We start from the raw sequence: 24046 nt of genomic DNA on the forward strand, positions 1-24046 counted from the left end.
CCGAAGCGGAGCGGGATGAGCGGCACGGGCACTCCAGCAGCGATCGTGACCGGAGCCACCGGCGGAGTGGGCGCGGCCACCGTCGCCCTCCTGCGGGCCAAAGGCTACGGAGTGGTCGCCGTCGACGTCGCGGCCCCCGACGCTCCCGCCGCAGAGGGCGTGGTGACGCTGACGGCCGATGTCTCCCTGGAGGAGACCGCCCAGGCCGCGGTACGCGCGGCTCAGGACACCTTCGGCCGGCTCGACGTCGTCGTCAACAATGCCGGTGTCTTCCTGCGCAAGCCGCTGGCCGAGACCACCGTTGCCGACGTGCAGCGGCTGCTCACCGTGAACGTGGTGGGCACCTTCGTCTTCACCCAGGCCGCCGCGGACGCCCTCGCCGAGACCGAGGGATCGATCGTCAACCTCGGTTCGATCTCCGGCCTCGTGGGCGCCGCGGATCAGTCCGCGTACTCCATCACCAAGGGCGCGATCGTGCAGTTCACGCGCCAGAGCGCCATCGAGCTCGCGCCCCGCCGCATCCGCGTGAACGCGGTGGCGCCCGGGGCCATCCGCACGGGCTTCATGGACAAGGCCGTCGCATCCGGATCGCGGCCAGGGGTCGATTGGGATGCGATCCAGGACAACAACCCGCTCGGGCGGGTGTCCTCGCCCGAAGAGGTCGCAGACGCCATCGTGTGGCTGGCCGAGTCGCGCGCCGTCACCGGCGCCATCTTGTCCATCGACGGAGGACACACCGCGCGCTGACGCGCGGAGAGAGGCAATCATGACCAACGAGACCACATCCGAGGCCGACGCCCCGCTGCTCGTCGTCGACGACATCGGCCACACCTACGGCGAGGGCGCCAAGGCCCACCACGCCATCCAGGGGCTCTCGTTCGCCGTCCGCTCCGGAGAGTTCGTCTCCATCGTCGGACCGTCCGGTGCCGGCAAGACGACGCTCCTGCGCATCCTCGCCGGGCTGCTGCACCCCACCCACGGGACCGTGCGCATGAACGGGCGCATCGTCGATGACGTGCCGCCGGGCATGGCGATGGTGTTCCAGGACTACAGCCGGTCGCTTCCGCCGTGGCTCACCGTGGCCAAGAACGTCAACTTCCCGCTCCGCGGCGACAAGCACACCGCCGCCGAACGGCGGGAGCTCGTGCAGGAGAGCATCGAGGCCGTGGGGCTGGCCGGCCACGAGAACAAATACCCCTGGCAGTTGTCGGGCGGGATGCAGCAGCGTGTCGCCATCGCGCGTGCACTCGCCTACGAGCCGAGCCTCCTGCTGATGGACGAGCCGTTCGCCTCCGTCGATGCCCAGACCCGCGCGGGGCTGGAGGACCTCGTCCTGCAGATCCAGGCGAAGACCGGCGTCACGATCCTCTTCGTCACCCACGACGTGGACGAGAGCGTCTACCTCGCCGACCGCGTGCTCGTCCTCTCCAAGCCGCCGTCGCGGATCGTCGAGGACATCGTCGTGCCGCTGCCGAGCCCGCGCGACCAGATCACGACCAAGGAGCTGCCGGAATTCGTGCACCTGCGCGGTCAGGTGGCCCGCCTCATCCACGGCTCGGACAACCTGGCCCGATCCGCGTAGTTCAACGCATGTCTCGGGCACAGGCCCCTGGCTAGCGTCGTCATCACCCGACCTTCACCTGACCTTCACCCGAAAGAACCTTCCTCAAAGGAGAGGCATCACCGTGTCAACACTCACCACACCGCGCGCACTGCGCCGGAAGATCCTGGGAATCGGCGCGCTCGCCGCCAGCCTCGCGCTCGTCCTCAGCGGCTGCGCCGACGGCGGAGATGCCGGCTCCGGGGGCTCCACCGGCGCCAGCGAGGAGGAGCAGAGCGAGATCGAACAGCTCGCCGCCGAAGCCGACCCGAACGAGCCGGAGTCCGACACGATCGTCGGGCGCCTGTGGCAGGGGCCGATCTCGGCGCAGTTCATCCTCGGCGGCGATGTCGCCCAGGAGAAGTACGGACTGAGCTTCGAGCACGACTGGATGACCGACGCCAACGTCGGTCGCGCGCAGCTGGCCGCCGGCGAGATCAACATCGCGCCCGGTTCCCCCTACGGCGCCGTGAACCTGACGCTGAGCGGCTCCGAGGCGCTGATCGTCGGTGGCAACTACATGAGCCAGCCGGGCGAGCAGCTCGTCGTCGCCCTCCCCGACTCCGGGATCGAGTCGGCCGCCGACCTCGAGGGCAAGACCGTCGCTTTCACCGCCGTGAGCGGCGTGCACCCCAACCGCCTCCGCCTGGAGATCAAGAAGGCCGGGGGTGACCCGAACAACGTCACCATCGTCGCGGTGCCCTACGCCGAGATGGCCGCCCAGCTGGAGGCCGGGGTGATCGACGCCGCCGCTGTCGCGGCATTCGCGATCGCCAACGTGCGGGCCATCGGCGCGGTGGATGTGTTCGACCTCGGCGCCGGCGACTACTCCGGACGCCCGGAGAACGTGTGGATCACGACGCGCGAGTACTACATGGAGCACCCGAACACGATCGCGGCGTTCCAGTGCGCGACGGCCGAGGGTGGCGCGCTCGCCAACGACCGCGAGGTCATGGAGCAGTTCATGACGGACGTCCTCGGGTGGAAGGAAGGCCTCATCGCGGTGTCGCAGTCGCCCAACTCCGTCGACGGCCCGCTGCCCGACGACAAGCTCCAGGTGGACTGGGACGAGGAAGTGGAACTGTACGGCTCCGAGGAGTTCGACGTCTCGACGATCGTCATCCCCTTCCCCGAGAATTGCTGAGCGAAGGACCGGGATGTCTCTGATCACGGATCAGCGCCGCGGCGGTGCGCCCTCGACTTCGGTCGCCGGCGCATCGCCGCGGCGTGCGGGAAAGCGTCGCCGCGCCCCGCACCGCTGGAAGATGTGGGAGCGCGTCGGCCTCGGCTTCGCCGGCGTCCTCGTGCTGGGGCTCGTCCTCGAGATCGCGAGCCGCTACGGGTTCGCCGATCCGACCTACCTCCCGCCGCTGACGGACATCCTCGGTCGATTCGGCCGGTTCTTCACCGAGGCGAGCTTCTACACCCAGGTCGGATCGACCCTCGCCGGCTATCTCGTGGGGCTCGGGATCGCGATCGTCCTCGGCATCGCGCTGGGGGTGCTGTTCGGCCTCTGGGAGATCACCTACCGTTCCTCGCGGACGGTCATCGAGCTGCTCCGGCCGATTCCGCCGGTCGCCCTCATCCCGGTCTTCATCCTGCTGTTCCAGACCGGGCCGGTCATGAAGACGATCATCGTCGTCTTCGCGTGCGTCTGGCCCATCATGTTCAACGCCCTCTACGGCGTCCGCAACGTCGATCCGATGATGAAGGACATGGCGCGCACCTTCGGCCGCACGCGGGGAGACATCATCCGCACGATCGTGCTGCCCGCCGCCATGCCGCAGATCTGGGCCGGCATCCGGGTGTCGTCCACGATCGCACTCATCGTCGTCATCACCACGGAGCTCATCGTCGGCGGGACCAGCGGGGTCGGCGGCATCCTCGCCACCGCCCGGGCGCAGGGCAACGACGTGCTCACGTTCTACGCCGCCATCATCGTGGCGGGAATTCTCGGTCTGCTCGTGAACATCCTGCTCGGCACGATCGAGCGCCGCTTCTTCGCCTGGTCGACGACGTCGAAGGAGGGCTGACATGACCGCCATCGTTCCCACCGAGACACAGGCCATCCGTACGGCGCGGAGCTCCCCGCGCCGCGGCCCCGTGTGGTGGATCAAGTGGTTCGCCATGACCTTCGGTCTGCTCATCATCCTGATCGCGGCGTGGCAGGTCGCATCCCTCATCAGCCCCACCCCCGAGGTGCCCTCCCCGTCGCGGATCGGGGCGTACTTCTGGAACCAGTTCTTCGGCAGCGGCGGCCGTGGACTGTCGGCGCGTGACGCGTGGTTCGGTCACGCGTTCCCGACCATGGGACGCGTGCTCGCAGGCTTCCTGCTCGGCTCTGCCGTGGGCATCCTCCTCGGCATCCTGACGGGACTGTCCCGACTGTTCCGCTACTCGACCAGCTGGGTCGTGGACTTCCTGCGGGCCGTTCCCGTGGTGGCCGTGCTCCCGCTGTTCATCGTGCTGCTCGGCGGCGGCGACGGCATGCGCATCGCCTTCATCACCTACGGCGTCTCGCTGTACGTGCTGATCAACGCGGCCAACGGTGTCGCCTCCGTCGATCCGACGCTGGTGATGATGGGGCGGGTGTTCCGCCTCACGCGGTGGCAGATCATCCTGCGGATCGTCCTCCCCGCCGCCCAGCCGCAGATCTGGGCGGGTCTTCGCATCGCCACGATCGGCTCGCTGATCCTCGGCATCGTGTCGGAGTTCTTCAACGCCACCAACGGCATCGGCTACCAGATCCAGTTCACCATCGGTCCGTTCAACATGCCCGGCATGTGGTCGTGGATCCTGCTGCTCGCGCTGTTCGGCCTCGCACTGAACCTCACGATCGAAGGCATCGAACGACGCGCGCTGCGCTGGCATCGCCAGTCCCACTGAGAGGCATCCTCCCGTCATGTCGAACACCGCCGCGCTGGTCACCGGATTCAGCGAGCCCATGGAGTACGTCGACCTGACGCTGCGCGACCCCGGACCCAACGAGGTGCTCGTGCACCTCGATTACGCCGCCGTGTGCATCACCGATGCCTACGCCTGGCGCGGCGGGTCGACGCGCTCGGTTCCGCCGTTCGTGACGGGCCATGCCGCGACCGGCATCGTCGTGGAAGCCGGCGCCGGCGTGACCAAGGTGTCGGTCGGTGACCGGGTGTCGGTCACCGGCACGACCGAGTGCGGCGTCTGCCACTACTGCCTGCGCGGGGTGCCGGGTGCGTGCGCGGAGGTGTTCGAGCAGGGCGTCCGCATGATCGGGCACACGGCCGAGGGTGTTGACGTGCGCGTGGAGGGCGGCATCGGCGCCTACCTGCAGTACAACATCTACCGGGAGGGCACGGTCGTGCGCCTGTCGGATGACGTCGATCCGGTGCAGGCCGCTCTGTTCGGCTGCGGCATCTCCAGCGGCCTCGGTGCCGTGCTCAGCGTCGCGGAGGTGCAGGTCGGAGCATCCGTCGCCATCTCCGGGGCAGGACACCTGGGCTTGTGGATGCTGCAGGGCGCGAAGATCGCCGGGGCCGACCAGATCATCGTGGTCGAGCCCATCGCCGAGCGCCGCGCCCTGGCCCAGCAGCTGGGTGCGACGGCGGTCATCGACCCCGCCGAGGGCGACCCGGTGGAGCAGGTCAAGGCGCTCACGCCGCGCGGCCGCGGGGTGGACTACTCCTTCGAGGCGGCCGGCAACGGCGGCGCGATCGAGCAGGCCTTCGCCATGACCGCCAACGGCGGCACGATGGTGCCCACCGGCATGCGCTCGCGCACCGAGACGCTCACCCTCAACGTGCTGGACTTCGCCATCCGCGCCAAGCAGGTGAAGTCGTCCCAGACCGGCGGTGCCTGGATCCACCGGGACATCCCGCGGTGGGAGCGCCTGCTCAACGACGGCCGGATCGACGCGACCCCCATCATCTCCGGCGTGTACCCGCTCACGCGGCTGGACGAGGTCTTCGCGAAGGCCCTGAACCGCGAGGTCATCACCGCGGTCATGGACCTGCGCTGACCCCGCCCTCCCCTTCGCCGTTCAAAACTCAGGAGATCCGGCCCCTCCGGCTCCCGTACGGGGCCTCCCATCGGCGTGTCTCCTGAATTTTGAACACGACGACGGCGGTCGCCGCGGCCCGGAGGCGTCAGAGGCCGGAGACCTGAAGGGCCGCCCACAGCTCGGCGCGCGCCGGGAACGACGACAGGTCGGTGCCGAGCACCGACTCGGCCTGCGCGATGCGCGTGCGCACGGTGTGACGGTGCAGCCCCAGAGCGGCGGCGGTCGCGTCGATGCGCGCATCGTTTTCCAGCCACGCGCGCACCGTCGCGATCAGTTCGGAGCCGCGCGCGGTGTCGTGGTCGATCAGAGGCGACAGGGATGCGGTGGCCAGCACCCGCGCGAGGTCGCTGTCGAGCGCGCCCAGGACGCCGGATGCCGCCGTCTCACCGAACCGCGCGACCGCTGTGCGCTGCCGGCGAAGCGCCGCGAGCGCCTCGCCGTGGGCGCGCGAGAACTCCGACCACGCGGCGGGGGCCGACACGCCGACCCGCACCGGGAAGCGCTCGGCGAGCACATCGGGCAGCCCCGAGTCCGGGGCGACGGCCACGACGAGCCCGTCGGGGCCGCGGCCGAAGACGATCGCCTCGATCGGGGGGACGGCCAGCCACTCCGCGGCATTGTCCAGTTGCGCCGAGGGTCCCGCCACCACGCACACCGCCGCCGACCCCGCCGGCAGGGCACCGCCGAGCTCCCGCACGAAACGGCGCGCGAGAGCGACCTCGCCGGCGAGCAGCGCCTGAACGACCCCGGCGCGGAGCATCCCCTGCGCGCGCTCCACGCCCTCGTTCTGCTCGAGGGCGAGTCCGGCCATCGCGATCACCGAGGTGACCACCCCGCGGCTCTCCGAGTCCAGGCCGCCCGACGCGATCGCCAGCACCCCGCGGAGGTGCCCGCCGCGACCGAGCGTCTGGAGGGAGAAGGGCACCTCCCCGATGCGCAGCGCCGAGCCGGCGCGCACACCGCGGCGGAGGACCGTGCCGACCTCGGTGCCGAGCTCCGCCCGGACCGCCGCATCCAGCGCTCCCACCGGGTGTTCGCGGCGGAGCTCGCCGACGGCGTCGAACAACCCCACCCACGCGTCCAGCTGCCGCGCCAGCTCGGCGAGCGTGGCATTCAGTCCGTCGGGGCGGAGCGCTGCGAGCGAGACGGCGCGCTGCGCCCCCAGCGCCCACGTGCGCCGCGCGTAGGACTCGGCCGCGATCGCCTCCCCGTTCGCGCGGGCCACCGCGATGAACGGCGTCCGGTACGGCACCTCGAACAGCGGCATCCCGGCCGCACGGCAGGCCGCTTCCAGCAGCGGGGGGATGCCGTCGCGCACCACGTCCGTTCCGAACCCGAGCGCCACCACGCCGCGCTCGTGCAGGCGACCGACGTACGCGTGGAAGGCCTCCTCATCCTCGGATGCGGCGGAGAACTGGGTGCCCGTGGTCAGGAGCGCGAGGCCCTCGGAGAGGAACGGGGTGGGGTCGGCCAGGTCGCTGCTGTGCACCCAGCGCACGGGCAGGTCCAGTGCCGCCGGATCCAGGGCCTCTTCGGGGGTCGCCAGACGCAGGCCGAGGTCGGCGCGCGACAGGAGCGCGCGCACGGTGGAGGCGGAGGATGCGGACGGGTCGACCACGGCGGATCCTTTCTCGGCCCCGTGTCCGTGACGTACAGGGGCTGCCCCCGAATGTACATCGCGGCGAGTGCGGGGGAGTCGGCGCCCTCCCTAGCATCGCGCCCATGAGCACTTCCGCCGTCCTTCCCTCCGTCGGCGGGCCGTCGCTGCCGCAGGAGCGCCGTCTCGTCACCGATCTCCCCGGCCCCCGGTCGCGCGAGCTGCTCGAGCGCAAGTCCGCCGCCGTGGCATCGGGAGTCGCCCACACGGTGCCGATCTCCGCCGTCGCCGCCGGCGGCGGTGTGGTCGTGGATGCCGACGGCAACTCCCTCATCGACCTGGGGTCCGGCATCGCCGTGACGACGGTCGGCAATGCGCACCCCGCGGTGGTCGCCGCCGTCCAGGAGCAGGTGGCGCGCTTCACCCACACGTGCTTCATGATCTCGCCCTACGAGTCGTACGTGGCCGTGGCCGAAGCGCTGAACCGGCTCACCCCGGGCACGCACGCGAAGAAGAGCGCCCTGTTCAACAGCGGAGCCGAAGCGGTGGAGAACGCCGTGAAGATCGCGCGGAAGGCCACGGGCCGGCAGGCCGTCGTCGCCTTCGACCACGCGTACCACGGGCGCACGAACCTCACGATGGCGCTGACGGCCAAGAGCATGCCCTACAAGAGCGGCTTCGGGCCGTTCGCCTCCGAGATCTACCGTGCGCCGGCGTCGTACCCGTATCGCGACGGCCTGTCCGGGCCGGATGCGGCGGCCAGGGCCATCGCCCTGATGGAGAAGCAGATCGGCGCCGACAACCTCGCCGCCGTCCTCATCGAGCCCATCCAGGGCGAGGGCGGTTTCATCGTGCCGGCAGAGGGGTTCCTGCCGGCCCTGGCCGACTGGTGCCGCGCGAACGGGGTCGTCTTCATCGCCGACGAGGTGCAGACGGGGTTCGCCCGCACCGGGGCGATGTTCGCCAGCGAACTGTTCGACGTCGTGCCCGACCTGGTCACCACCGCGAAAGGGATCGCGGGGGGTCTGCCGCTGGCCGCCGTCACGGGGCGCGCGGAGATGATGGACGCGGCCCATGCCGGCGGACTCGGCGGCACGTACGGCGGCAACCCCATCGCGTGCGCCGCTGCGCTCGCCGCCCTCGAGGTGTATGAGAGCGAGAACCTCGCCGGACGGGCGCGGGAGCTTGGCGAGATCCTCCAGCAGCGTCTGCGGGCGATGCAGGACGATGACCCGCGCATCGGGGACGTGCGCGGCCGGGGGGCGATGGTCGCCGCGGAGTTCGTCGACCCGGCCACCGGCGCCCCCGATGCCGCCCTCACCTCGGCCGTCGCCAGGGCGTGCCTCGCGGAGGGCGTGATCGTGCTGACGTGCGGTACCTATGGCAACGTCATCCGTTTCCTCCCCCCACTGTCGATCGGAGACGATCTGCTGGGGGAGGGGCTGGATGTGGTGGCCGGAGCCCTCCGGCGCGCGTAGCCCCGGACGCCCAGAGGATCGCCGACGGGCGGCGGCGCCGCCATCGGCTGCGGCCGCGCCGGGAGGATAGCCACCGGCCGGCCTCGCCCACGGCAGACTGGGGGCAAGGGAAAGGATCGTCATGAGCGGATACGCCGTCATCAACCCCGCCACGGGGGAGAAGCACGCCGAATACGACACGCTGACGGACGCGGGGCTGGAAGGTGCGATCTCCGCGGCCCACGACGCCTTCCGCGGCTGGTCGCGCACCCCCGTCGCCGACCGTGCCGCGCTCCTCCGCCGCGCGGCCGGCCTGCATCGCGAGCGCCGGGACCTCCTCGCCCGGATCATCGTGCGCGAGATCGGCAAACCCCTCGAAGCCGCGCTCGGCGAGGTCGACTTCGCCGCCGACATCACCGAGTACTACGCCGACCACATCGAGACGTTCACCGGCGATCAGCCGCTGGAGATCCTCGGCGAAGGCACGGCCGTCATCCGTCGCTCACCGCTGGGCGTGCTCCTGGGCATCATGCCGTGGAACTTCCCCTACTACCAGGTGGCGCGGTTCGCCGCTCCCAACCTCGCGGTGGGCAACACGATCCTGCTCAAGCACGCGCCCCAGTGCCCGGAGTCGGCCGAGGCCCTTCAGCTGATCTACCGCGACGCCGGCTTCCCGGAGGGCGCCTATGTCAACGTGCGGATCACCGACGACCAGGCCGCCTCGGTCATCGCCGACCCGCGCGTGCAGGGTGTCTCGGTGACCGGCTCCGAGCGGGCCGGAGCCGCCGTCGCCGAGGTCGCCGGGCGCCACCTCAAGAAAGTGGCGCTGGAACTCGGCGGGTCCGACCCCTTCCTGCTGCTGTCCACCGACGACCTCGACGCCACCGTGCAGGCCGCCGTCGACGCGCGCCTGGACAACACCGGGCAGTCGTGCAACGCGGCCAAGCGGTTCATCGTGACCGACGAGCTCTACGAGCCGTTCCTGGAGAAGTTCACCGCGGCGATGTCGGCGGCCAAGGTCGGCGACCCGCTCGCCGGTGACACCGTGCTCGGTCCGCTGTCGTCCCTCGCCGCCGCCGAACGCCTGGAGCACCAGGTCGAGCGGGCCGTGGCGCAGGGCGCGCGGCTCGTGGCCGGCGGCACCCGTGAGGGCGCGTACTTCACGCCCACGGTGCTCACCGGCGTGACGAGCGACATGGATGCGTACCGGGAGGAGTTCTTCGGGCCCGTCGGCGTCGTGTACCGCGCATCGGGGGAGGACGAGGCCGTCGCGATCGCGAACGACACCGGCTTCGGCCTGGGCTCCTACGTGTTCACGACCGATTCCGACCAGGCCGAGCGCGTGGCCGACCACATCGAGGCGGGCATGGTGTACGTCAACGTCGTGCTGGCGGACTCACCCGAACTCCCCTTCGGTGGGGTCAAGCGCAGCGGTACGGGGCGGGAGCTCGGGCTTCTCGGGGCCGACGAGTTCGTCAACAAGAAGCTCATCCGCGTCGCGGGATGAGTCCGCCACCTGTTGTCCTCGACGCGCTCGTCGAGGGGCTGCTCCGTCGCCGCCGTCGCCGGATCATCGGCTGGACGGTGGCCGCCGCATCCGTCCTGCTCGTCGCTGCCGGCGCGGGGATCGGATGGGCGGTGGTGGATGCGCAGCAACGCGCTCTGGCGGCCCGTGCGGTCACCTCCGCGCAGCAGTCCGTCATCACCGCGACTTTCCAGGCAGGCGCCGAACTCGCCGGGCGTATCGACGCGCAGCGTGCCGCCTATCGGGACGCGGAGGCGCTGTGGAACGGAGCCGTCGCGTCGACGGAGGCGTTCAAGGCCGAGGATGCGGTGCCCACCGCCTCGGCCCCCAACCCCGGCGGGGAGAGCATGCCCGGCGGCGACGGCGAGGCCCGGGCGCTCCTGGACCGCGTCGGCGGCACGGCGGTGCAGATCGTGTACGACGGCGGCCCGCAGAACTGCGGGTATGCGGCGGCGGACGAGACGTACCGGATCGCCCTCGGCGGATGCTACGACAGCAGGTTCCGCAATCGTGTCTTCCTCGCGTGGGATGTGGGGGCCACGCGCGCCAATATCTGGCCCATCTTCGTCCACGAGGCGATGCACTGGTATCAGTGGGACCGCTATTCGACGCAGTTCGCCGCCGCCGAGCAGACCGGCGTGACCCAGGATGCCTACCGCGAGCAGATCGAGGCGGATGCCAGCTGCCGCGCCGTCATCCAGCACGGCGTGCCGGCGACGGCATATGAAATGTCCTCGGCCCCGTGCGACCTCGCGGACTGGCACGACGGCTGGCTCGTCGATCAGCTCGCCGGTCTCGGCGTCCCGGTGGCCGCTCCCGTGGCGGAGACGTACGAGGTGCAGGAGGTGGTTCGCCCATGACGCGCGCACGCAGTACGCGTCTCACCGGGGCGGTGATCGGGCTCGTCCTGACGGCCGCCGCGGTCACCGGGTGCTCCTTCGGGCCCGACCCGGACGTGGTCCACGCCGACGCGCGAGCGGTGTTCGACGACCTTCTCACGACGATGGCCGACACCGACCCCGCCATTTTCCGCGCCGTCGAGGAGCTTCCCGAATCCGAGCAGGAATGCGACGGCGACGGCCGCGGCACCCAGCGCGCGCTCGTGGCGACCGGCACCCTGTCGATCACGGCCGCCGAGGATGCCGCCGACGCGACCATCGAGGCGATGGCGGACCTCCTGGACCCCGAGGCGTGGGACCGCATCCGGCGCGCGTCGTCGGCAGCCGGCCAGCAGGCCTGGGCCTCGCGGGACGGCATCGTGGTGACCGTGACGTTCGATGACCCGGTGCTGGTGGCCGCCGTCTTCACCCCGTGCACAGCGTGAGCGCGTTCGCGAGGGCGGAGGGGATGACGTAGACTTCCTCTGCAGTCGAAGTCTGCATTCTTTCGCCGTGCCCGCCGGTCGGGCCGACCCCTTTCGGACAGGTCACGGTGGCGGAGTGCGGGCATCCCGAGGCCCCAGGGCCTTTAGGGCGGTAGCTCAATTGGCAGAGCAGCGGTCTCCAAAACCGCAGGTTGCAGGTTCGATTCCTGTCCGCCCTGCGCGCCGGCGCATGCTGGCACACGGAAGCAACTCAGGTAGGTGCGATGGTCCAGGATGAGCCGCAGGGCGAGGTGGTCGCCGGGCGCGATGTGCCGCGTGCGAAGAGGCCCAACTTCTTCAGTCGCATCGCCGTGTTCGTCCGCCAGGTCTTCGCGGAGCTTCGCAAGGTCGTCACCCCGACCCGCTCGGAACTGCTGAAGTTCACGGCGGTCGTGCTCGGCTTCGTCGTGGTCATGATGGCGCTGGTGTACGGACTGGACGTGCTGTTCGTCTGGATCACCACGGCCGTCTTCGGCGTGCCGGGCGGCTCCACCCCCTGAGCGGCGCCGTGAGCGCTTGCGGAGCGTCTTCGGCATCCGCACCACCAACGGAAGAGATCACAATTGTCTGAAAGATATTCCGACGACGCCGACTGGGCGACGGCAGCGGAGCAGTCCAGCGAAGACGACGAAGCCCAGTCGGGCAACGTCCTCGCATCCGAGGACCGCGCGAACAGCGCGGCCGAGCACCTCGCGATCCATGTCGTGGACGACGATGACGTAGACGCTGACGTGGACACGTTCAGCGACGATGACATCGAGATCGAAGACCCCGAGGCCGATGCGATCGTGGACGACGCCCTCACCATCGACGAGGCCGCCGAAGTCGAGGCTGCGGCGGAAGCGCTGACCGAGTCCCTTGAGGACGAGGCAGCCGAGCGAGTTGCCGAGGAGGCTGACGACGTGACCCCTTACGACGGACCGGATGTCAACGGCGAGCCCGACGAGCCGGTGCTCGATCGCGAGTTCCTCGACGAGATCCAGGAGGCCGAAGGCGTCGTGGACGAGGTCGAGGCATCCGTCGACCCGGCCAACGCGGCGGAGGAGCCGGAGGGCTTCGACCCCACGGTCAACCCCGACGACACGGTGGCCGACTCCGACACGGCGGTCGACTCCGACACGGTGGCCAACCCCGACGACACGGCTGCCGACTCCGACGAGTCGCCAGAGTCCGACGAGGACGAGGACCCGTACGAGGCCTTCCGGACCGAGCTGCGGATGCTGCCGGGCAAGTGGTTCGTCATCCACTCCTACGCCGGCTTCGAGCGCAAGGTGAAGGCCAACATCGAGCAGCGCAAGTCCACGCTCGAGGTCGAGGACGACATCTACCAGGTCGAGGTCCCGATGGAGGACGTCGTCGAGATCAAGAACGGCCAGCGCAAGATGGTCACGCGCGTCCGGATCCCCGGGTACGTGCTCGTCCGCATGGAGCTCAACGAAGACACCTGGTCGGTCGTGCGTCACACGCCGGGCGTCACCGGGTTCGTCGGCAATGCCCACAACCCCACGCCCCTGCGCTTCGAGGAGGCCTTCAACATGCTGAAGAGCCTCGTCGAGGTGAAGGAAGTGGCGCCCACCAAGACCGGTGCCGCCAAGGGCGGCCAGGCCGTGGCGCGCAGCATCCCCGCCGAGGTCGACTTCGAGATCGGCGAGACCATCACGATCAAGGAGGGCTCGTTCGCGGGTCTTCCGGGCTCGATCAGCGAGATCAAGCCGGAGAGCGGCAAGCTCACCGTCCTCGTCTCGCTCTTCGAGCGCGAGACGCCGGTCGAGCTCAGCTTCGACCAGGTCACCAAGCTCTGACATCCTGCGCGCACACGCCCCGCTGGGCTCCGGCCGGGCGGGGCGTTTCGCGTCACGCGTGGCGCGCGGCCCAGTGCGGGCTCTGGATGAGGCCCAGCAGGTTTCCGAACGGGTCGGTGACCGAGGCCGACCACCATCCCTCCCCGCGCGGGGTGATCGGGTCGAATTCGGTCGCTCCGAGGCTGGCGAGGCGATCGAAGGCGGCGCGGATGTCGTCGACATGGATGCTGACGAGCGCCCCGCCCGGCGCATCCAGCGGGGCGCGATAGGCGCCGGACATCAGCGCCAGTTCGTCTTCGTCATCCCCGAAACGCCACTCGGCGTACTGGACGGTGCCCGTCTCGGGCCGCACGAAGTAGGGCGGGGCGCCGAGCACCTCGCTGTACCAGGCGACGGCACCGGGCATGTCGTCTGCGACGAGGTTGACGTTGGCCAGTCCACGGAACATGTCCTTCTCCTTCTTTCGAGCGTTTCTCCCAGTCTTCCGCTCAAAGAGATCACCTCATGATCACTTTTCCTGGCAGGGTGGCGATATGCGCGCCGACCGGTTGATCCAGGCACTGCTCGTGCTGCAGGCGCGCGAGAGTGTCACGGCCGCCGAGCTCGCGGCAGAGCTGGAGGTGTCGGTGCCGACGGCACGGCGCGACCTGCAGGCACTCCTCGTGGCGGGGGTGCCCATCTACCCGCGGCCGGGACGGGGCGGAGGCTGGCAGCTCATCGGCGGCGCGCGCACCGACCTGACCGGGCTCACCGCTCCCGAGGCCTTCGCGCTGGTGCTCCAGCTGGCGCGCACCGGGTCGGAGACCGAGGCCGCCGTCCGCGCCGAGCGGAAGATGCTGCAGGCTCTGCCCCGTCCGTTCCGCGACGCCGCCGAACGTGTCGTGGCCTCGACGTTTCACGGAGCGCCGTGGGGGAGCGCGCCCGCCCCGGAGCCGCCCGCCTCCGCGCGCACGCTCCAGGAGGCCATCGCCGCCCAGCGGGCCGTGGGGGTGGCCTATCGGGACGGCGACCGAGTCGAGCTGGTTCCGCTGGTCGTCGGCCGCCGCGGGGATGTGTGGTACCTGCTGGCGGCTCCCGTGGAAGCGGGATCCGATGTCGCCGATACGGCGCGGGTGCGCACCTACCGCGTCGACCGCATCCGTGAGGTCGTCCTCACGCACTCGTCCGGGCGCGTTCCCGAGGACTTCTCACCCCAAGCCGCGTGGCAGGCGATGGGCGAGGCGGTCGAGGCGCACCGTGGCGCCGTGTCAGCCGTCGTGGAGGTACGGGCCGAGGTGATCGAGGCCTTCGGAAGATACTTCGGCCGCCACACCCGCCTCCCGCCGACCTCCGCGAACGGTCGTCCGCGGGTGGAGGTGCGCGCTCAGGACGTCGGCGCCCTCGCCGAGCAACTCGCGGGATGGAGCGCCGACGTGGAGGTCATCCAGCCGGAGGCGGTCCGTCGCGCCCTCGCCGAGATCGGCATGCGCCTCGTGGCCACCTACGGAGAGTGAGCCCGGCCGGGCGTCAGGCGCGCGGCGGGGCGGTGGAGTCGCGGACCGAGAGCGTCAATGCCGGTCCTTCGACGGAGGAGAGAGGGGAGGGGGAGTCCACCTGCGCGAGGAGAAGGCGCGCCGCCCGCTCGCCGAGCTCCACGGTGTCACGGGTGAGGGTGGTCAGCGACGGGCGCACCACTTTGGCAAGGATCGAGTCGTCGAACGAGGCGATGGACAGGTCGCCGGGAACAGCGACGCCCATCTCTTGAGCAACACCGAGGCCCGCCACGGCCAGGATGTCGTTGTCGTACACGATCGCGCTGGGCCGCACCGTGCGGGACAGGAGCATGCGGGTGATCGAGGTGCCCGCGTCCGCGCTGTAATCCGTTGTGAGCGTTTCAGCTTCCTCGAGCCCGCTGGCTTCCGCGAAGGATGCCAGGGCTTGCGCGCGCAGGATGGTGTGTTCGAGCTCAGCCGGGCCGGTCACGTGCACGAGGCGGCGATGCCCCAGCGCGTGGAGGTAGCGGAAGAGCGTGAGCGCGGCCGCGGAGTCGTCGATCCACACCGCCGGGGGGTCGCCAGCGCGAGCGGGGTGCGAGCCGATCACCACCGCCGGCAGCGAGAGGGATCGGATCACTTCGACGCGCGGGTCGTCGGCGCGGGGGTCGATCACGACGACGCCGTCGACGCGCCGTCCACTCCACCAGTCCTGGTAGGTCGCCACTTCCTCGTCGAGGTCACGTGCGACGAGCAGCGTCAGGCCGGTGCGCCTCTCCGACAGCGCCAGTTGCATGCCCGAGATGAGGTCTCCGAAGAAGGTGTCGGTGCCGATGGTGCGGGCGGGCCTGTTCACGACGAAACCCACCGCGCCCACACGCGCCCCGCCCAGCGCGCGCGCTGCCGAATGCGGGTGCCAGTTCAATTCGCGAGCGATAGCGAGGATGCGCTCGCGGGTCTGGTCGGAGACGCCTGGGCGGCCGTTGAGGGCGAAAGACACGGCCCCGATCGAGACCCCGGCTCGCCGGGCGATGTCACTGATGGTCGCGCGACGAGGCGCGCCAGTCATGCGTGCGCTCGAGGACGGAGGAAACGAGTCATCCATTGACTATAGCGTTTTAGTTCTTCAAGATGATGCGAACCAGGCTGAGGCGTCCTCCTTGAGCGGGCGTGCACTGAACCGCTTAATCCGGCACCGCCGAGCCGACCTGACACGCGAAGGAGCACCGCAATGACGCACCGCACCACATCGTCACCCCGGATCATGTCCCTCTCGGCCGGCATCGTGGTGGCCGCTCTCACGCTGGGCGGCTGCGCGGCCGGGGGTGGGGGCGCGGGAGCCGACGACGGCGATGTGGCCGGAAGCATCACCCTGCAGACCTGGTCGCTCACCCCGACCTTCACTGACTACCTGGACGGCGTGATCGCGGCGTTCGAGGAGGAGTACCCCGACGCCTCGGTGGAGCTGGTGGATCAACCGGGGGAGGGCTACGCCGAGAAGGTCCTGAGCCAGGCGTCGACCGAGTCGCTCCCCGACGTGATCAACCTTCCCCCGGAGATGGCCTATCCGCTCGCGCAGCGCGGCATCCTGGCCGATGTCTCCGAGAGCGACGACACGGTCGAGGACGACTTCGTTCCCGGCGCACTGGATGCCTACCGGCTCGACGGCGAGGGCGTCTTCGCCTACCCGTGGTACCTCAACACCGACATCAACTACTGGAACGCGTCCCAGCTGGATGACTGTGGACTCGACTCGGCCAATCCGCCGGCGACCGTCGGCGACCTCTTCGCGCAGGCCGCCGTCATGGCCGAGAACTGCACCGACACGTACCTCATGAGCCGCAAGCCCACTCTCGACGACTTCGCTCGGTCGGGGGTGGAGGTGATGTCGGAGGACGGGGCGCAGTTCGTCTTCGCCGACAACGACGAGGCGGTTGCACTCATCGACCGGTACGCCGACGCCTACCAGCAGGGCCTCATGCCCTCCTCGGTGCTCAACAGCGACTACCTCGGCAACTCGACATTGTTCACGCAGGGCCGCGTCGCGTGGACGACGGGAGGCGCAACAGCGCTCGACAACTTCGAAACCGACAATCCCACCCTCGTGGGCAACATCGTCGTCAACCCGGCGTTGGACACCCCGCCGCTGTACGTCCAGGGACTCGCCGTCTCGGCCCAGAGCGAGAATCCGACCACGGCGCTGGCCTTCGCCAAATTCCTCGCCAACGCGGAGAACCAGGAGGAGTTCGCGCACCTGGCGAACATCTTCCCCTCGACGGTGTCGTCGCAGAGCGACCCGTACTTCTCCGAAGACGACGGCACTCTCGCGGCCCAGGCTCGGATCCTCGCCAACGAGGCTCTCAACGTGGCGGAGAACCTCACCCCCGTGCAGGTCAACGACGCGATGAAGACGATCCTCGACCAGCAGATCGCCCTCGCGATGCAGGGGTCCGTCGCCAGCCGGGACGCACTCGCGGAGGCCCAATCCCGGATGAACGACCTCCTCGCCGACGGCTGAGCGACGGGGAAGGCACGTGAGGACCAATCGATCGTTCACGCCCTGGCTGCTGCTGGCGCCGGCACTCATCTGGCTCGCCGGCTTCAGCGCGTGGCCGGCGGTGAACACCCTGTGGCTGTCCTTCACCAACGCCAGCCCGCTGGGCGGGGAGACCGACTTCGTCGGCGTGGAGAATTTCACCCGGATGCAGGGTGACCCGGCCGTGGCCGACGCGCTGATCAACAGCGTGATCTACATGGTCGTGTGCCTGCCCGTGCTCACCGTGCTTCCCCTGCTCCTGGCCGTCCTGGTCGAGAAGAAGCTTCCCGGCATCGGTTTCTTCCGGACGGCGTTCTACACCCCCGTCATCGCCTCCGCCGTGGTCGTCGGGCTGATCTGGACGTGGCTGCTCGATGACCGCGGTCTCATCAACGCCATGGTCCGGGCACTGGGGGCGGCGCCCATCCCGTTCCTCACCGACCGGTGGTTGCTCCTGTTCAGCGCCATCAGCCTCACCATATGGAAAGGGCTCGGCTATTACATGATCGTCTACCTCGCCGCGCTGGGGAATGTCAGCCGCGACCTGCACGAGGCGGCGGCGCTGGACGGGGCAGGTGCCGTTCGGCGGTTCTTCAGCGTCACCGTCCCGGGGGTGCGGGGGACGATGATCCTCGTGGCGATGCTGACCGCGGTGTCGGCGCTGCGGGTGTTCTCGGAGGTGTTCATCCTCACCAACGGCACCGGAGGACCGGGCGGTCAGGTCCAGTCCATCGTGATGCTCATCCAGCAGTACGCCCGCGGCTTCACCGGCAACCTCGGCTACGCCTCCGCGCTGAGCGTCCTGCTGTTCGTCGTCACGCTGGTTCCGCTGATCGTGGTGGCACGACTGAACGCGAGGGCGCAGCGATGACCATGACCACGACCCCGCCCCTCCCTCTCATCGGCCTCGGCGGCGATGCGCCGCCACCGCGTCGCCGTCCGCGATCGTTCACGTCGATCGGACTGGGGGAGCGGATCCTCCGGTACCTCCTCCTGGGGTTCGTGCTCCTCATCACCCTCGGCCCCTTCCTGTGGCAGTTCTCGACGTCCCTGAAGGGTCCGGGCGAAGACATCTACACGCGGACGCCGAGCTTCCTGCCGACGCAGCCGACCCTCGGGAACTACGGTGCCGTCGCGGACGCCATCCCGGTGTGGCAGTACATCGGCAACTCGCTCACCGTGGCCGCGCTGACCGTCGGCGGCAACATCGTCTTCGCCACCCTCGCCGGATACGCGCTCGCGCGGCTGCGCTTCCGCGGCCGCCCCGTGGTGCTCGCCGCCTTCATCGGGGCACTCGTGCTGCCCGGTGAGGTGACGATCATCGCGCAGTTCGTCACGGTGAAGGAACTGGGCCTCGCCGACACGCTCCTCGGCGTCGCGCTTCCCAGCATGGCGGCGGTCCTGAACGTCCTGCTGATGTACAACGCGTTCCGCAACATCCCCGACGAGATCGATCAGGCCGCGATCGTCGACGGCGCCAATGCGTGGCAGCGCCTCCGGCACATCGGGCTCCCCGCGGTGTACGGCACGCTCGCCGTCGTGGCGATCTTCTCGTTCATCGCCGCATGGGACGACTTCCTCTGGCCGCTGATCGTGCTCACCTCGCCCGATCAGTACACGCTCACCGTGGGGCTGCAGTACCTGCAGGGCACATTCAGCACGAACCAGCGCCTGATCGCGGCGGGGACGATGATCGCCTTCATCCCCATCGCCGTGATCTTCGCCGTGCTGCAGCGCTACTTCTTCCGCGGGGTCGAGGAAGGCGGGGTGAAGGGATGACGCGCTTCGGTGTCAACTACACGCCCTCCCGAGGGTGGTTCCACTCGTGGCTCGATTTCCGCACCGACGACGCCCACCGCGACCTGGAGGCCGTGGCCTCCCTGGGCGTCGATCACATCCGGATCTTTCCGCTGTGGCCGCTCGTGCAGCCCAACCGCGGACTCATCCGCGAACGGGCGCTGGCGGACGTGGTGGCGCTCGTGGACGTCGCGGCCGAGCACGGGCTCGACGTCAACGTCGATCTGCTGCAGGGCCACCTCTCGAGCTTCGATTTCGTGCCGTCGTGGCTGGAGAGCTGGCACCGGCGCAACATGTTCACCGACGCCGAGGTCGTCGCCTCCACCGCCGGCTATGTGCGGGCCGCGGCAGCGGCACTGGCCGACCGGTCGAACCTGCTCGGGGTGACGCTCGGCAACGAGATCAACCAGTTCGCCGCGCCGCCGCATCCCACCCCGCACGCGGTGGATGCCGAGGGCGCCCGCGCGTGGCTGGTGACCATGGTCGCGGCGGCCCGCGACGGCCTCGCCGGCGCAGGCAGCGCTGCGCTGGTCACCGCCGCTCTCTTTGACGCCACCTGGTACGACGAGGCGCAACCCTTCCTGCCCACCCACGCCGCCGAGGTCGGGGATGCGACGATCACCCACTCGTGGGTGTTCAACGGGTCCGCGCAGCTGGCCGGGGGGCTGGGGGCCGGGTCGGTGCGTCACGCGGAGTACCTGCTGCACCTGGCCGCCGCGTTCAATCCCGAGCCGGATCGCCCGAACTGGCTCCAGGAGGTGGGCGCTCCGACCAATGTCCTCGAGGTGGCGGACACCCCCGCGTTCCTCGACGCGACCGTCCGTCATGCGGTGACCACGCCGTCGCTGTCGGCGGTGACCTGGTGGTGCTCGCACGACGTGTCGCGAACGCTCCTGGACTTCCCCGAACTGGAATACGACCTCGGGTTGTTCACCGCGGATGGAGAGCTCAAGCCCACCGGTCGGCGTTTCGCACAGGTCGTCCGGGAACTGCGCGACGCGCCTGCGCCCGCGCCGTCGAGCTCCGCGCTGATTCTGGATGACGCGGGGCCGTTCCGCTCGGCCTGCGCTCCGGGTGGTGCCTTCGCAGCGGAGTGGCTGCGCCTGACCGAAGCGGAGGGCGACGCGCCGCAGATCATCCTGGCGTCCCGCGTGGGCGAGACGGAGCAGAATGATCGGGGGATCACCACCGTGCGGACGCCGCCTGCCCGCGTCGCCGGGTCGCGACTGCCGGTGAACCGCCCCGCGACCACTCCCTGACAACCGCCACGAAGGACACTGCTGTCATGCACGACGACGTCCCCCTGACCGTCGGCCGCGCGACCCGCGCACTGGCCGAGCGCATCCTGCCGGCGGTGTACTCGCACGCGACCCCGCTGAGGGTGGAAGCCGCCGCCCTCCCCGGGGAGCCGGTGACGGCGGCCGAGGGATTCGCCCTGGAGTACACGCCGTACGAGGTCGGTACGCCGTGGGGCCCGGCGTGGGGCACCACGTGGTTCCGACTCACCGGCACCGTGCCGGCGGAGTGGCGCGGGCGGCGCGTGGAGGTGCACGTCGATCTGGGCTTCGACCCGACCATGACGGGGTTCCAGTGCGAGGGGCTCGTCTACCGGGCCGACGGCACGCCGGTGAAGTCGCTCAACCCCCGCAACCAGTGGGCACCGGTCGCCGAGGCCGCCCAGGGCGGGGAGATCGTGGAGCTGTACCTGGAGGCGGCAGCGAACCCCGTGCTGCTGGACCACCATCCCTTCCTCCCCACTCAGCAGGGCGACATCCTCACCTCATCGTCACGGCCGCTGTACACGACGCGGCGCATGGACCTCGTCGTCTTCGAGCGGGACGTGCACGAACTCGCCCTCGACGTCGAGGTGCTCGTGGAGCTGCAGGCCGAGCTCGGTCAGGGCCCACGCCGCATGCGCATCCTGCAGGCCCTGGATGACGCGCTGGACGTCCTCGACCTTCAGGACATCCCCGGAACGGCCGCTGCGGCGCGCGCCGCGCTGGCCGGAGTGCTGGCCGCACCCGCCGAGTACTCCGCGCACCGCGTGCGCGCCATCGGTCATGCGCACATCGACTCCGCGTGGCTGTGGCCGGTGCGCGAGACGATCCGCAAGGTCGCCCGCACCGCATCGTCGATGACCGAACTGATCGACGAGACGGATGACTTCCTCTTCGGGATGTCCAGCGCCCAGCAGTACGCGTGGCTCAAGGAGCATCGTCCGGAAATCTACGACCGCGTGAAGCGCGCCGTGGCCGACGGGCGGTTCCTCCCGCTGGGCGGGATGTGGGTCGAATCCGACACCGTGATGCCGCATGGCGAAGCACTCGTGCGCCAGTTCCTCTACGGACAGCGGTTCTTCGAGCAGGAGTTCGGCATCCGCTCCGCCGGGGTGTGGCTCCCCGACAGCTTCGGATACTCGCCGGCGCTCCCGCAGCTGCTTCGCCGGGCGGGGTTCGAGTGGTTCTTCACGCAGAAGATCTCCTGGAACCAGGTGAACAAGTTCCCCCACCACACGTTCCTGTGGGAGGGCATCGACGGGTCGCGCGTCTTCTCGCACTTCCCGCCGATGGACACGTACAACTCGCGCCTCTCGGCCGCCGAACTCTCCCTCGCCTCGCGTCAGTTCCGGGAGAATCGCGTCGCGACCGAGTCCATCGCGCCCGTGGGCTGGGGCGACGGCGGCGGCGGCACGACGCGGGAGATGGTGGGCCGCGCGCAGCGGTTCGCCGACCTCGAGGGCGCCCCGCGGGTGTCGTGGCAGCATCCCGACGCGTTCTTCGCGCAGGCGCGCGCCGAAGTGGCCGAGCCGCCGGTGTGGGTGGGGGAGCTCTACCTCGAGCTTCACCGCGGCACCCTCACGTCGCAGCACCGCACCAAGCAGGGCAACCGCCGCTCGGAGCACCTGCTGCTCGAGGCGGAACTGTGGTGGGCCACCGCTGCCGTGCGCACCGGGGCGGACTACCCCTACGAGGAGATCGACGGGCTGTGGCAGACCGTGCTGCTGCACCAGTTCCACGACATCCTCCCGGGCACCTCGATCGGGTGGGTCCACCGGGAGGCGGTGGCCGAGTACGAGCGAGTACGCGCGGGTGCGGAAGACCTCATCCGCCGCGCGCTGGATGTGCTCACCGGACCCGGGTCGACGACGCTGACGGTGAACGCCGCGCCCGTGACGCGCCTGGGCGTCGGCCCGCTCGCGGTGTCGGTGGCGGCGCAGCCCGATGGGCCGGTGGACCTCACGGAGCGGGATGGCGCGATCATCCTGGACAACGGCGTGATCCGCGTCCGGGTCGAGCCGACCGGACTCATCTCCTCCGCGGTCGACCTCGCCATCGGCCGGGAGGCGATCGCCCCGGGCGGCGTCGGCAACCTGCTGCAACTGCATCAGGATTTCCCCAATATGTGGGACGCGTGGGACGTCGACCGCTTCTACCGCAACGCGGTCACCGATCTGACGGAGGTGGAGGCGATCACCGCGGACCGCGGCGAAGACGGGGCTGCCCGTGTGACGGTGCGCCGGTCGTTCTCGTCCTCCGCCGTCACCCAGGTGCTGTCCCTGGCCCCGGGCTCTCGCACCCTCGTCATCGACCAGCTCACCGACTGGCACGAGACCGAGAAGTTCCTCAAGGTCGCCTTCGCCCTCGACGTGCGCGCCGAGCACACCGCCGCCGAGACGCAGTTCGGTGCGCACCGGCGGGTGACCCACACCAACACGTCGTGGGAGGCCGCCAAGTTCGAGACCTCGATGCACCGGTTCGTGCTCGTGGAGGAACGGGGATTCGGCGTCGCGCTCGTCAACGACTCCGTGTACGGATACGACACCGCCCGGTCCTCCGGCGCGGAGGGGGTCACCACCACGGTGCGGCTGTCGCTTCTGCGCGCACCGCGATTCCCCGACCCGCAGACCGACCAGGGGGAGCAGACCCACCGGTTCGGCCTGGTGGTCGGCGCAGATCTGGAGAACGCAACGGCGGAGGGCATCTCGATGAATGTGCCGGTGCGCACCGTGCACGGCGCGGACGAGGTCGTGCCGCTGGTCGTCGCAGGTCCCGGGGTCGTGGTCTCCTCCGTCAAGCTCGCCGCCGACCGCTCGGGCGATCTGGTGGTGCGCCTGTACGAGCCGGTCGGCCGGCGCGTGCACACCAGCGTGCGCTTCGCCCTGCCGGTGCGGCGCGTGCGCGAGGCGACGCTCCTGGAGGATGACCTCGAGGATGTGACCGTCGAGGACGGCGCCGTCCCGCTCACGCTGGGCGGGTGGGAGGTGCGCACGCTGCGGGTGACGCCGGCCTGAGTGCCGCCGCGCACCGCACGCGGCTATACTTGGGTGGTTGTCCGTATCGGATGACGACCCCCACCACTGCCAGGATTCGCCTGGTTCGTGGCAGCGCGCCCCCGGGGCGCACGACAGTGAGGAAACGAATGGCACCCAAGAAGAGGGTGACCGGCCTGATCAAGCTCCAGATCAACGCCGGCGCCGCCAACCCCGCACCGCCGATCGGGCCCGCGCTCGGTCAGCACGGTGTGAACATCATGGAGTTCTGCAAGGCGTACAACGCCGCGACCGAGTCGCAGCGCGGCAACGTCATCCCCGTGGAGATCACCGTCTACGAGGACCGCAGCTTCACCTTCATCCTGAAGACCCCGCCCGCCGCCGAGCTCATCAAGAAGGCCGCCGGTGTTGCGAAGGGGTCGCAGACCCCGCACACCACCAAGGTCGGCAAGCTCACCAAGGAGCAGGTGCGCCAGATCGCCGAGACCAAGCAGCCGGATCTCAACGCGAACGACATCGAGGCCGCAGCGAAGATCATCGCCGGCACCGCCCGTTCCATGGGCATCACGGTCGAGAGCTGAGGGGCAC

The 24046-nt window shown here is 69.9% G+C and carries 22 protein-coding genes and 1 tRNA gene; 20 read left to right on the top strand and 3 right to left on the bottom strand.

Translation table 11 applies throughout. The features are described 5' to 3' along the window. Window positions 1-15 precede the first annotated feature (15 nt). From AC2DFQ_RS06755 to AC2DFQ_RS06780, 6 genes are all read left to right on the top strand, one after another. A complete protein-coding gene (locus AC2DFQ_RS06755) occupies window positions 16-747 on the top strand; it encodes an SDR family NAD(P)-dependent oxidoreductase (RefSeq protein WP_484533361.1) in 732 nt (243 codons plus the stop codon). A 19-nt stretch (window positions 748-766) separates the two neighbouring features. Further along, on the top strand, window positions 767-1582 hold the full coding sequence (locus AC2DFQ_RS06760; RefSeq protein ID WP_484533362.1) for an ABC transporter ATP-binding protein: 816 nt from the start codon (window positions 767-769) through the stop codon (window positions 1580-1582). Window positions 1583-1685: 103 nt separating this feature from the next. After that, a complete protein-coding gene (locus AC2DFQ_RS06765; RefSeq protein WP_484508423.1) occupies window positions 1686-2744 on the top strand; it encodes an ABC transporter substrate-binding protein in 1059 nt (352 codons plus the stop codon). Window positions 2745-2757: 13 nt separating this feature from the next. Further along, entirely contained in the window at window positions 2758-3633 is an 876-nt protein-coding gene (locus AC2DFQ_RS06770; protein ID WP_484508424.1) for an ABC transporter permease, read from the top strand. A gap of 1 nt (window position 3634) precedes the next feature. Next, window positions 3635-4486 carry an ABC transporter permease gene (locus AC2DFQ_RS06775; RefSeq protein ID WP_484533363.1) on the top strand — a complete coding sequence of 284 codons (852 nt, stop codon included), beginning with the start codon at window positions 3635-3637 and terminating at the stop codon, window positions 4484-4486. A gap of 16 nt (window positions 4487-4502) precedes the next feature. After that, window positions 4503-5597, top strand: a complete 1095-nt coding sequence (locus AC2DFQ_RS06780; protein ID WP_484533364.1) for a zinc-binding dehydrogenase — start codon at window positions 4503-4505, stop codon at window positions 5595-5597. Between the two features lie 127 nt (window positions 5598-5724). Here the strand turns inward: AC2DFQ_RS06780 and AC2DFQ_RS06785 are convergent, their stop codons facing one another. Further along, window positions 5725-7257 carry a PucR family transcriptional regulator gene (locus tag AC2DFQ_RS06785; RefSeq protein WP_484533365.1) on the bottom strand — a complete coding sequence of 511 codons (1533 nt, stop codon included), beginning with the start codon at window positions 7255-7257 and terminating at the stop codon, window positions 5725-5727. A 104-nt stretch (window positions 7258-7361) separates the two neighbouring features. Here AC2DFQ_RS06785 and gabT point away from each other — a divergent pair, with 104 nt between their 5' ends. The 7 genes from gabT to nusG all read left to right on the top strand — a co-directional run bounded on the left by gabT (window position 7362) and on the right by nusG (window position 13383). Further along, complete coding sequence (gene gabT / locus AC2DFQ_RS06790; RefSeq protein WP_484533366.1) at window positions 7362-8714, top strand: 4-aminobutyrate--2-oxoglutarate transaminase; 1353 nt, start codon at window positions 7362-7364, stop codon at window positions 8712-8714. 121 nt (window positions 8715-8835) lie between these two features. Beyond that, window positions 8836-10200, top strand: a complete 1365-nt coding sequence (locus AC2DFQ_RS06795) for an NAD-dependent succinate-semialdehyde dehydrogenase (RefSeq protein WP_484533367.1) — start codon at window positions 8836-8838, stop codon at window positions 10198-10200. Then, window positions 10197-11078 carry a hypothetical protein gene (locus tag AC2DFQ_RS06800; protein WP_484533368.1) on the top strand — a complete coding sequence of 294 codons (882 nt, stop codon included), beginning with the start codon at window positions 10197-10199 and terminating at the stop codon, window positions 11076-11078. The genes AC2DFQ_RS06795 and AC2DFQ_RS06800 overlap by 4 nt, the downstream gene beginning before the upstream one ends. Beyond that, on the top strand, window positions 11075-11542 hold the full coding sequence (locus AC2DFQ_RS06805) for a hypothetical protein (RefSeq protein WP_484533369.1): 468 nt from the start codon (window positions 11075-11077) through the stop codon (window positions 11540-11542). Before AC2DFQ_RS06800 ends, AC2DFQ_RS06805 begins: the two co-directional genes overlap by 4 nt. Window positions 11543-11687: 145 nt before the next feature. Then, window positions 11688-11760, top strand: a tRNA-Trp gene (locus AC2DFQ_RS06810). A 45-nt stretch (window positions 11761-11805) separates the two neighbouring features. After that, window positions 11806-12081 (top strand): preprotein translocase subunit SecE, encoded by a 276-nt coding sequence (secE, locus tag AC2DFQ_RS06815; RefSeq protein ID WP_484508432.1) that lies wholly within the window; start codon window positions 11806-11808, stop codon window positions 12079-12081. A 63-nt stretch (window positions 12082-12144) separates the two neighbouring features. Then, window positions 12145-13383, top strand: coding sequence for a transcription termination/antitermination protein NusG (gene nusG / locus AC2DFQ_RS06820; RefSeq protein ID WP_484533370.1), 1239 nt, complete (start codon window positions 12145-12147; stop codon window positions 13381-13383). Window positions 13384-13435: 52 nt separating this feature from the next. On the opposite strand, the gene AC2DFQ_RS06825 is transcribed toward nusG, so the two are convergent. After that, window positions 13436-13831, bottom strand: a complete 396-nt coding sequence (locus AC2DFQ_RS06825; RefSeq protein WP_484533371.1) for a VOC family protein — start codon at window positions 13829-13831, stop codon at window positions 13436-13438. An 85-nt stretch (window positions 13832-13916) separates the two neighbouring features. Between AC2DFQ_RS06825 and AC2DFQ_RS06830 the strand changes: the two genes are divergently transcribed. Next, entirely contained in the window at window positions 13917-14876 is a 960-nt protein-coding gene (locus AC2DFQ_RS06830; protein WP_484533372.1) for a helix-turn-helix transcriptional regulator, read from the top strand. Between the two features lie 13 nt (window positions 14877-14889). Here AC2DFQ_RS06830 and AC2DFQ_RS06835 read toward each other — a convergent pair whose 3' ends face one another. Beyond that, the gene (locus tag AC2DFQ_RS06835; protein WP_484533373.1) at window positions 14890-15924 is read right to left on the bottom strand and encodes a LacI family DNA-binding transcriptional regulator; all 1035 of its coding nucleotides are present in this window, start codon (window positions 15922-15924) and stop codon (window positions 14890-14892) included. A gap of 162 nt (window positions 15925-16086) precedes the next feature. Here AC2DFQ_RS06835 and AC2DFQ_RS06840 point away from each other — a divergent pair, with 162 nt between their 5' ends. From AC2DFQ_RS06840 to rplK, 6 genes are all read left to right on the top strand, one after another. Then, a complete protein-coding gene (locus tag AC2DFQ_RS06840; protein ID WP_484533374.1) occupies window positions 16087-17373 on the top strand; it encodes an extracellular solute-binding protein in 1287 nt (428 codons plus the stop codon). Between the two features lie 16 nt (window positions 17374-17389). Beyond that, window positions 17390-18262: a carbohydrate ABC transporter permease gene (locus tag AC2DFQ_RS06845; protein WP_484533375.1), complete on the top strand. Its 873-nt coding sequence runs from the start codon at window positions 17390-17392 to the stop codon at window positions 18260-18262. Further along, on the top strand, window positions 18259-19170 hold the full coding sequence (locus AC2DFQ_RS06850; RefSeq protein WP_484533376.1) for a carbohydrate ABC transporter permease: 912 nt from the start codon (window positions 18259-18261) through the stop codon (window positions 19168-19170). Before AC2DFQ_RS06845 ends, AC2DFQ_RS06850 begins: the two co-directional genes overlap by 4 nt. Next, window positions 19167-20447: a glycoside hydrolase 5 family protein gene (locus AC2DFQ_RS06855; protein WP_484533377.1), complete on the top strand. Its 1281-nt coding sequence runs from the start codon at window positions 19167-19169 to the stop codon at window positions 20445-20447. The genes AC2DFQ_RS06850 and AC2DFQ_RS06855 overlap by 4 nt, the downstream gene beginning before the upstream one ends. A gap of 26 nt (window positions 20448-20473) precedes the next feature. Beyond that, on the top strand, window positions 20474-23479 hold the full coding sequence (locus tag AC2DFQ_RS06860; RefSeq protein WP_484533378.1) for an alpha-mannosidase: 3006 nt from the start codon (window positions 20474-20476) through the stop codon (window positions 23477-23479). Window positions 23480-23607: 128 nt separating this feature from the next. Then, window positions 23608-24039, top strand: coding sequence for a 50S ribosomal protein L11 (gene rplK, locus AC2DFQ_RS06865; RefSeq protein WP_484508442.1), 432 nt, complete (start codon window positions 23608-23610; stop codon window positions 24037-24039). Window positions 24040-24046 lie beyond the last annotated feature (7 nt).

The sequence above is a fragment of the Microbacterium sp. Z11_20 genome, from assembly GCF_057197605.1.

Excerpts from the sequence above, each read along its gene's own strand:
- AC2DFQ_RS06755 (WP_484533361.1), top strand. The coding sequence starts at position 16 with ATGAGCGGCACGGGCACTCCAGCAGCGATCGTGACCGGAGCCACCGGC.
- AC2DFQ_RS06760 (WP_484533362.1), top strand. The coding sequence starts at position 767 with ATGACCAACGAGACCACATCCGAGGCCGACGCCCCGCTGCTCGTCGTC.
- AC2DFQ_RS06770 (WP_484508424.1), top strand. The coding sequence starts at position 2,758 with ATGTCTCTGATCACGGATCAGCGCCGCGGCGGTGCGCCCTCGACTTCG.
- AC2DFQ_RS06775 (WP_484533363.1), top strand. The coding sequence starts at position 3,635 with ATGACCGCCATCGTTCCCACCGAGACACAGGCCATCCGTACGGCGCGG.
- AC2DFQ_RS06780 (WP_484533364.1), top strand. The coding sequence starts at position 4,503 with ATGTCGAACACCGCCGCGCTGGTCACCGGATTCAGCGAGCCCATGGAG.
- gabT (WP_484533366.1), top strand. The coding sequence starts at position 7,362 with ATGAGCACTTCCGCCGTCCTTCCCTCCGTCGGCGGGCCGTCGCTGCCG.
- AC2DFQ_RS06795 (WP_484533367.1), top strand. The coding sequence starts at position 8,836 with ATGAGCGGATACGCCGTCATCAACCCCGCCACGGGGGAGAAGCACGCC.
- AC2DFQ_RS06800 (WP_484533368.1), top strand. The coding sequence starts at position 10,197 with ATGAGTCCGCCACCTGTTGTCCTCGACGCGCTCGTCGAGGGGCTGCTC.
- AC2DFQ_RS06805 (WP_484533369.1), top strand. The coding sequence starts at position 11,075 with ATGACGCGCGCACGCAGTACGCGTCTCACCGGGGCGGTGATCGGGCTC.
- secE (WP_484508432.1), top strand. The coding sequence starts at position 11,806 with ATGGTCCAGGATGAGCCGCAGGGCGAGGTGGTCGCCGGGCGCGATGTG.
- AC2DFQ_RS06825 (WP_484533371.1), bottom strand. The coding sequence starts at position 13,831 with ATGTTCCGTGGACTGGCCAACGTCAACCTCGTCGCAGACGACATGCCC.
- AC2DFQ_RS06830 (WP_484533372.1), top strand. The coding sequence starts at position 13,917 with ATGCGCGCCGACCGGTTGATCCAGGCACTGCTCGTGCTGCAGGCGCGC.
- AC2DFQ_RS06835 (WP_484533373.1), bottom strand. The coding sequence starts at position 15,924 with ATGACTGGCGCGCCTCGTCGCGCGACCATCAGTGACATCGCCCGGCGA.
- AC2DFQ_RS06840 (WP_484533374.1), top strand. The coding sequence starts at position 16,087 with ATGACGCACCGCACCACATCGTCACCCCGGATCATGTCCCTCTCGGCC.
- AC2DFQ_RS06850 (WP_484533376.1), top strand. The coding sequence starts at position 18,259 with ATGACCATGACCACGACCCCGCCCCTCCCTCTCATCGGCCTCGGCGGC.
- AC2DFQ_RS06855 (WP_484533377.1), top strand. The coding sequence starts at position 19,167 with ATGACGCGCTTCGGTGTCAACTACACGCCCTCCCGAGGGTGGTTCCAC.
- AC2DFQ_RS06860 (WP_484533378.1), top strand. The coding sequence starts at position 20,474 with ATGCACGACGACGTCCCCCTGACCGTCGGCCGCGCGACCCGCGCACTG.
- rplK (WP_484508442.1), top strand. The coding sequence starts at position 23,608 with ATGGCACCCAAGAAGAGGGTGACCGGCCTGATCAAGCTCCAGATCAAC.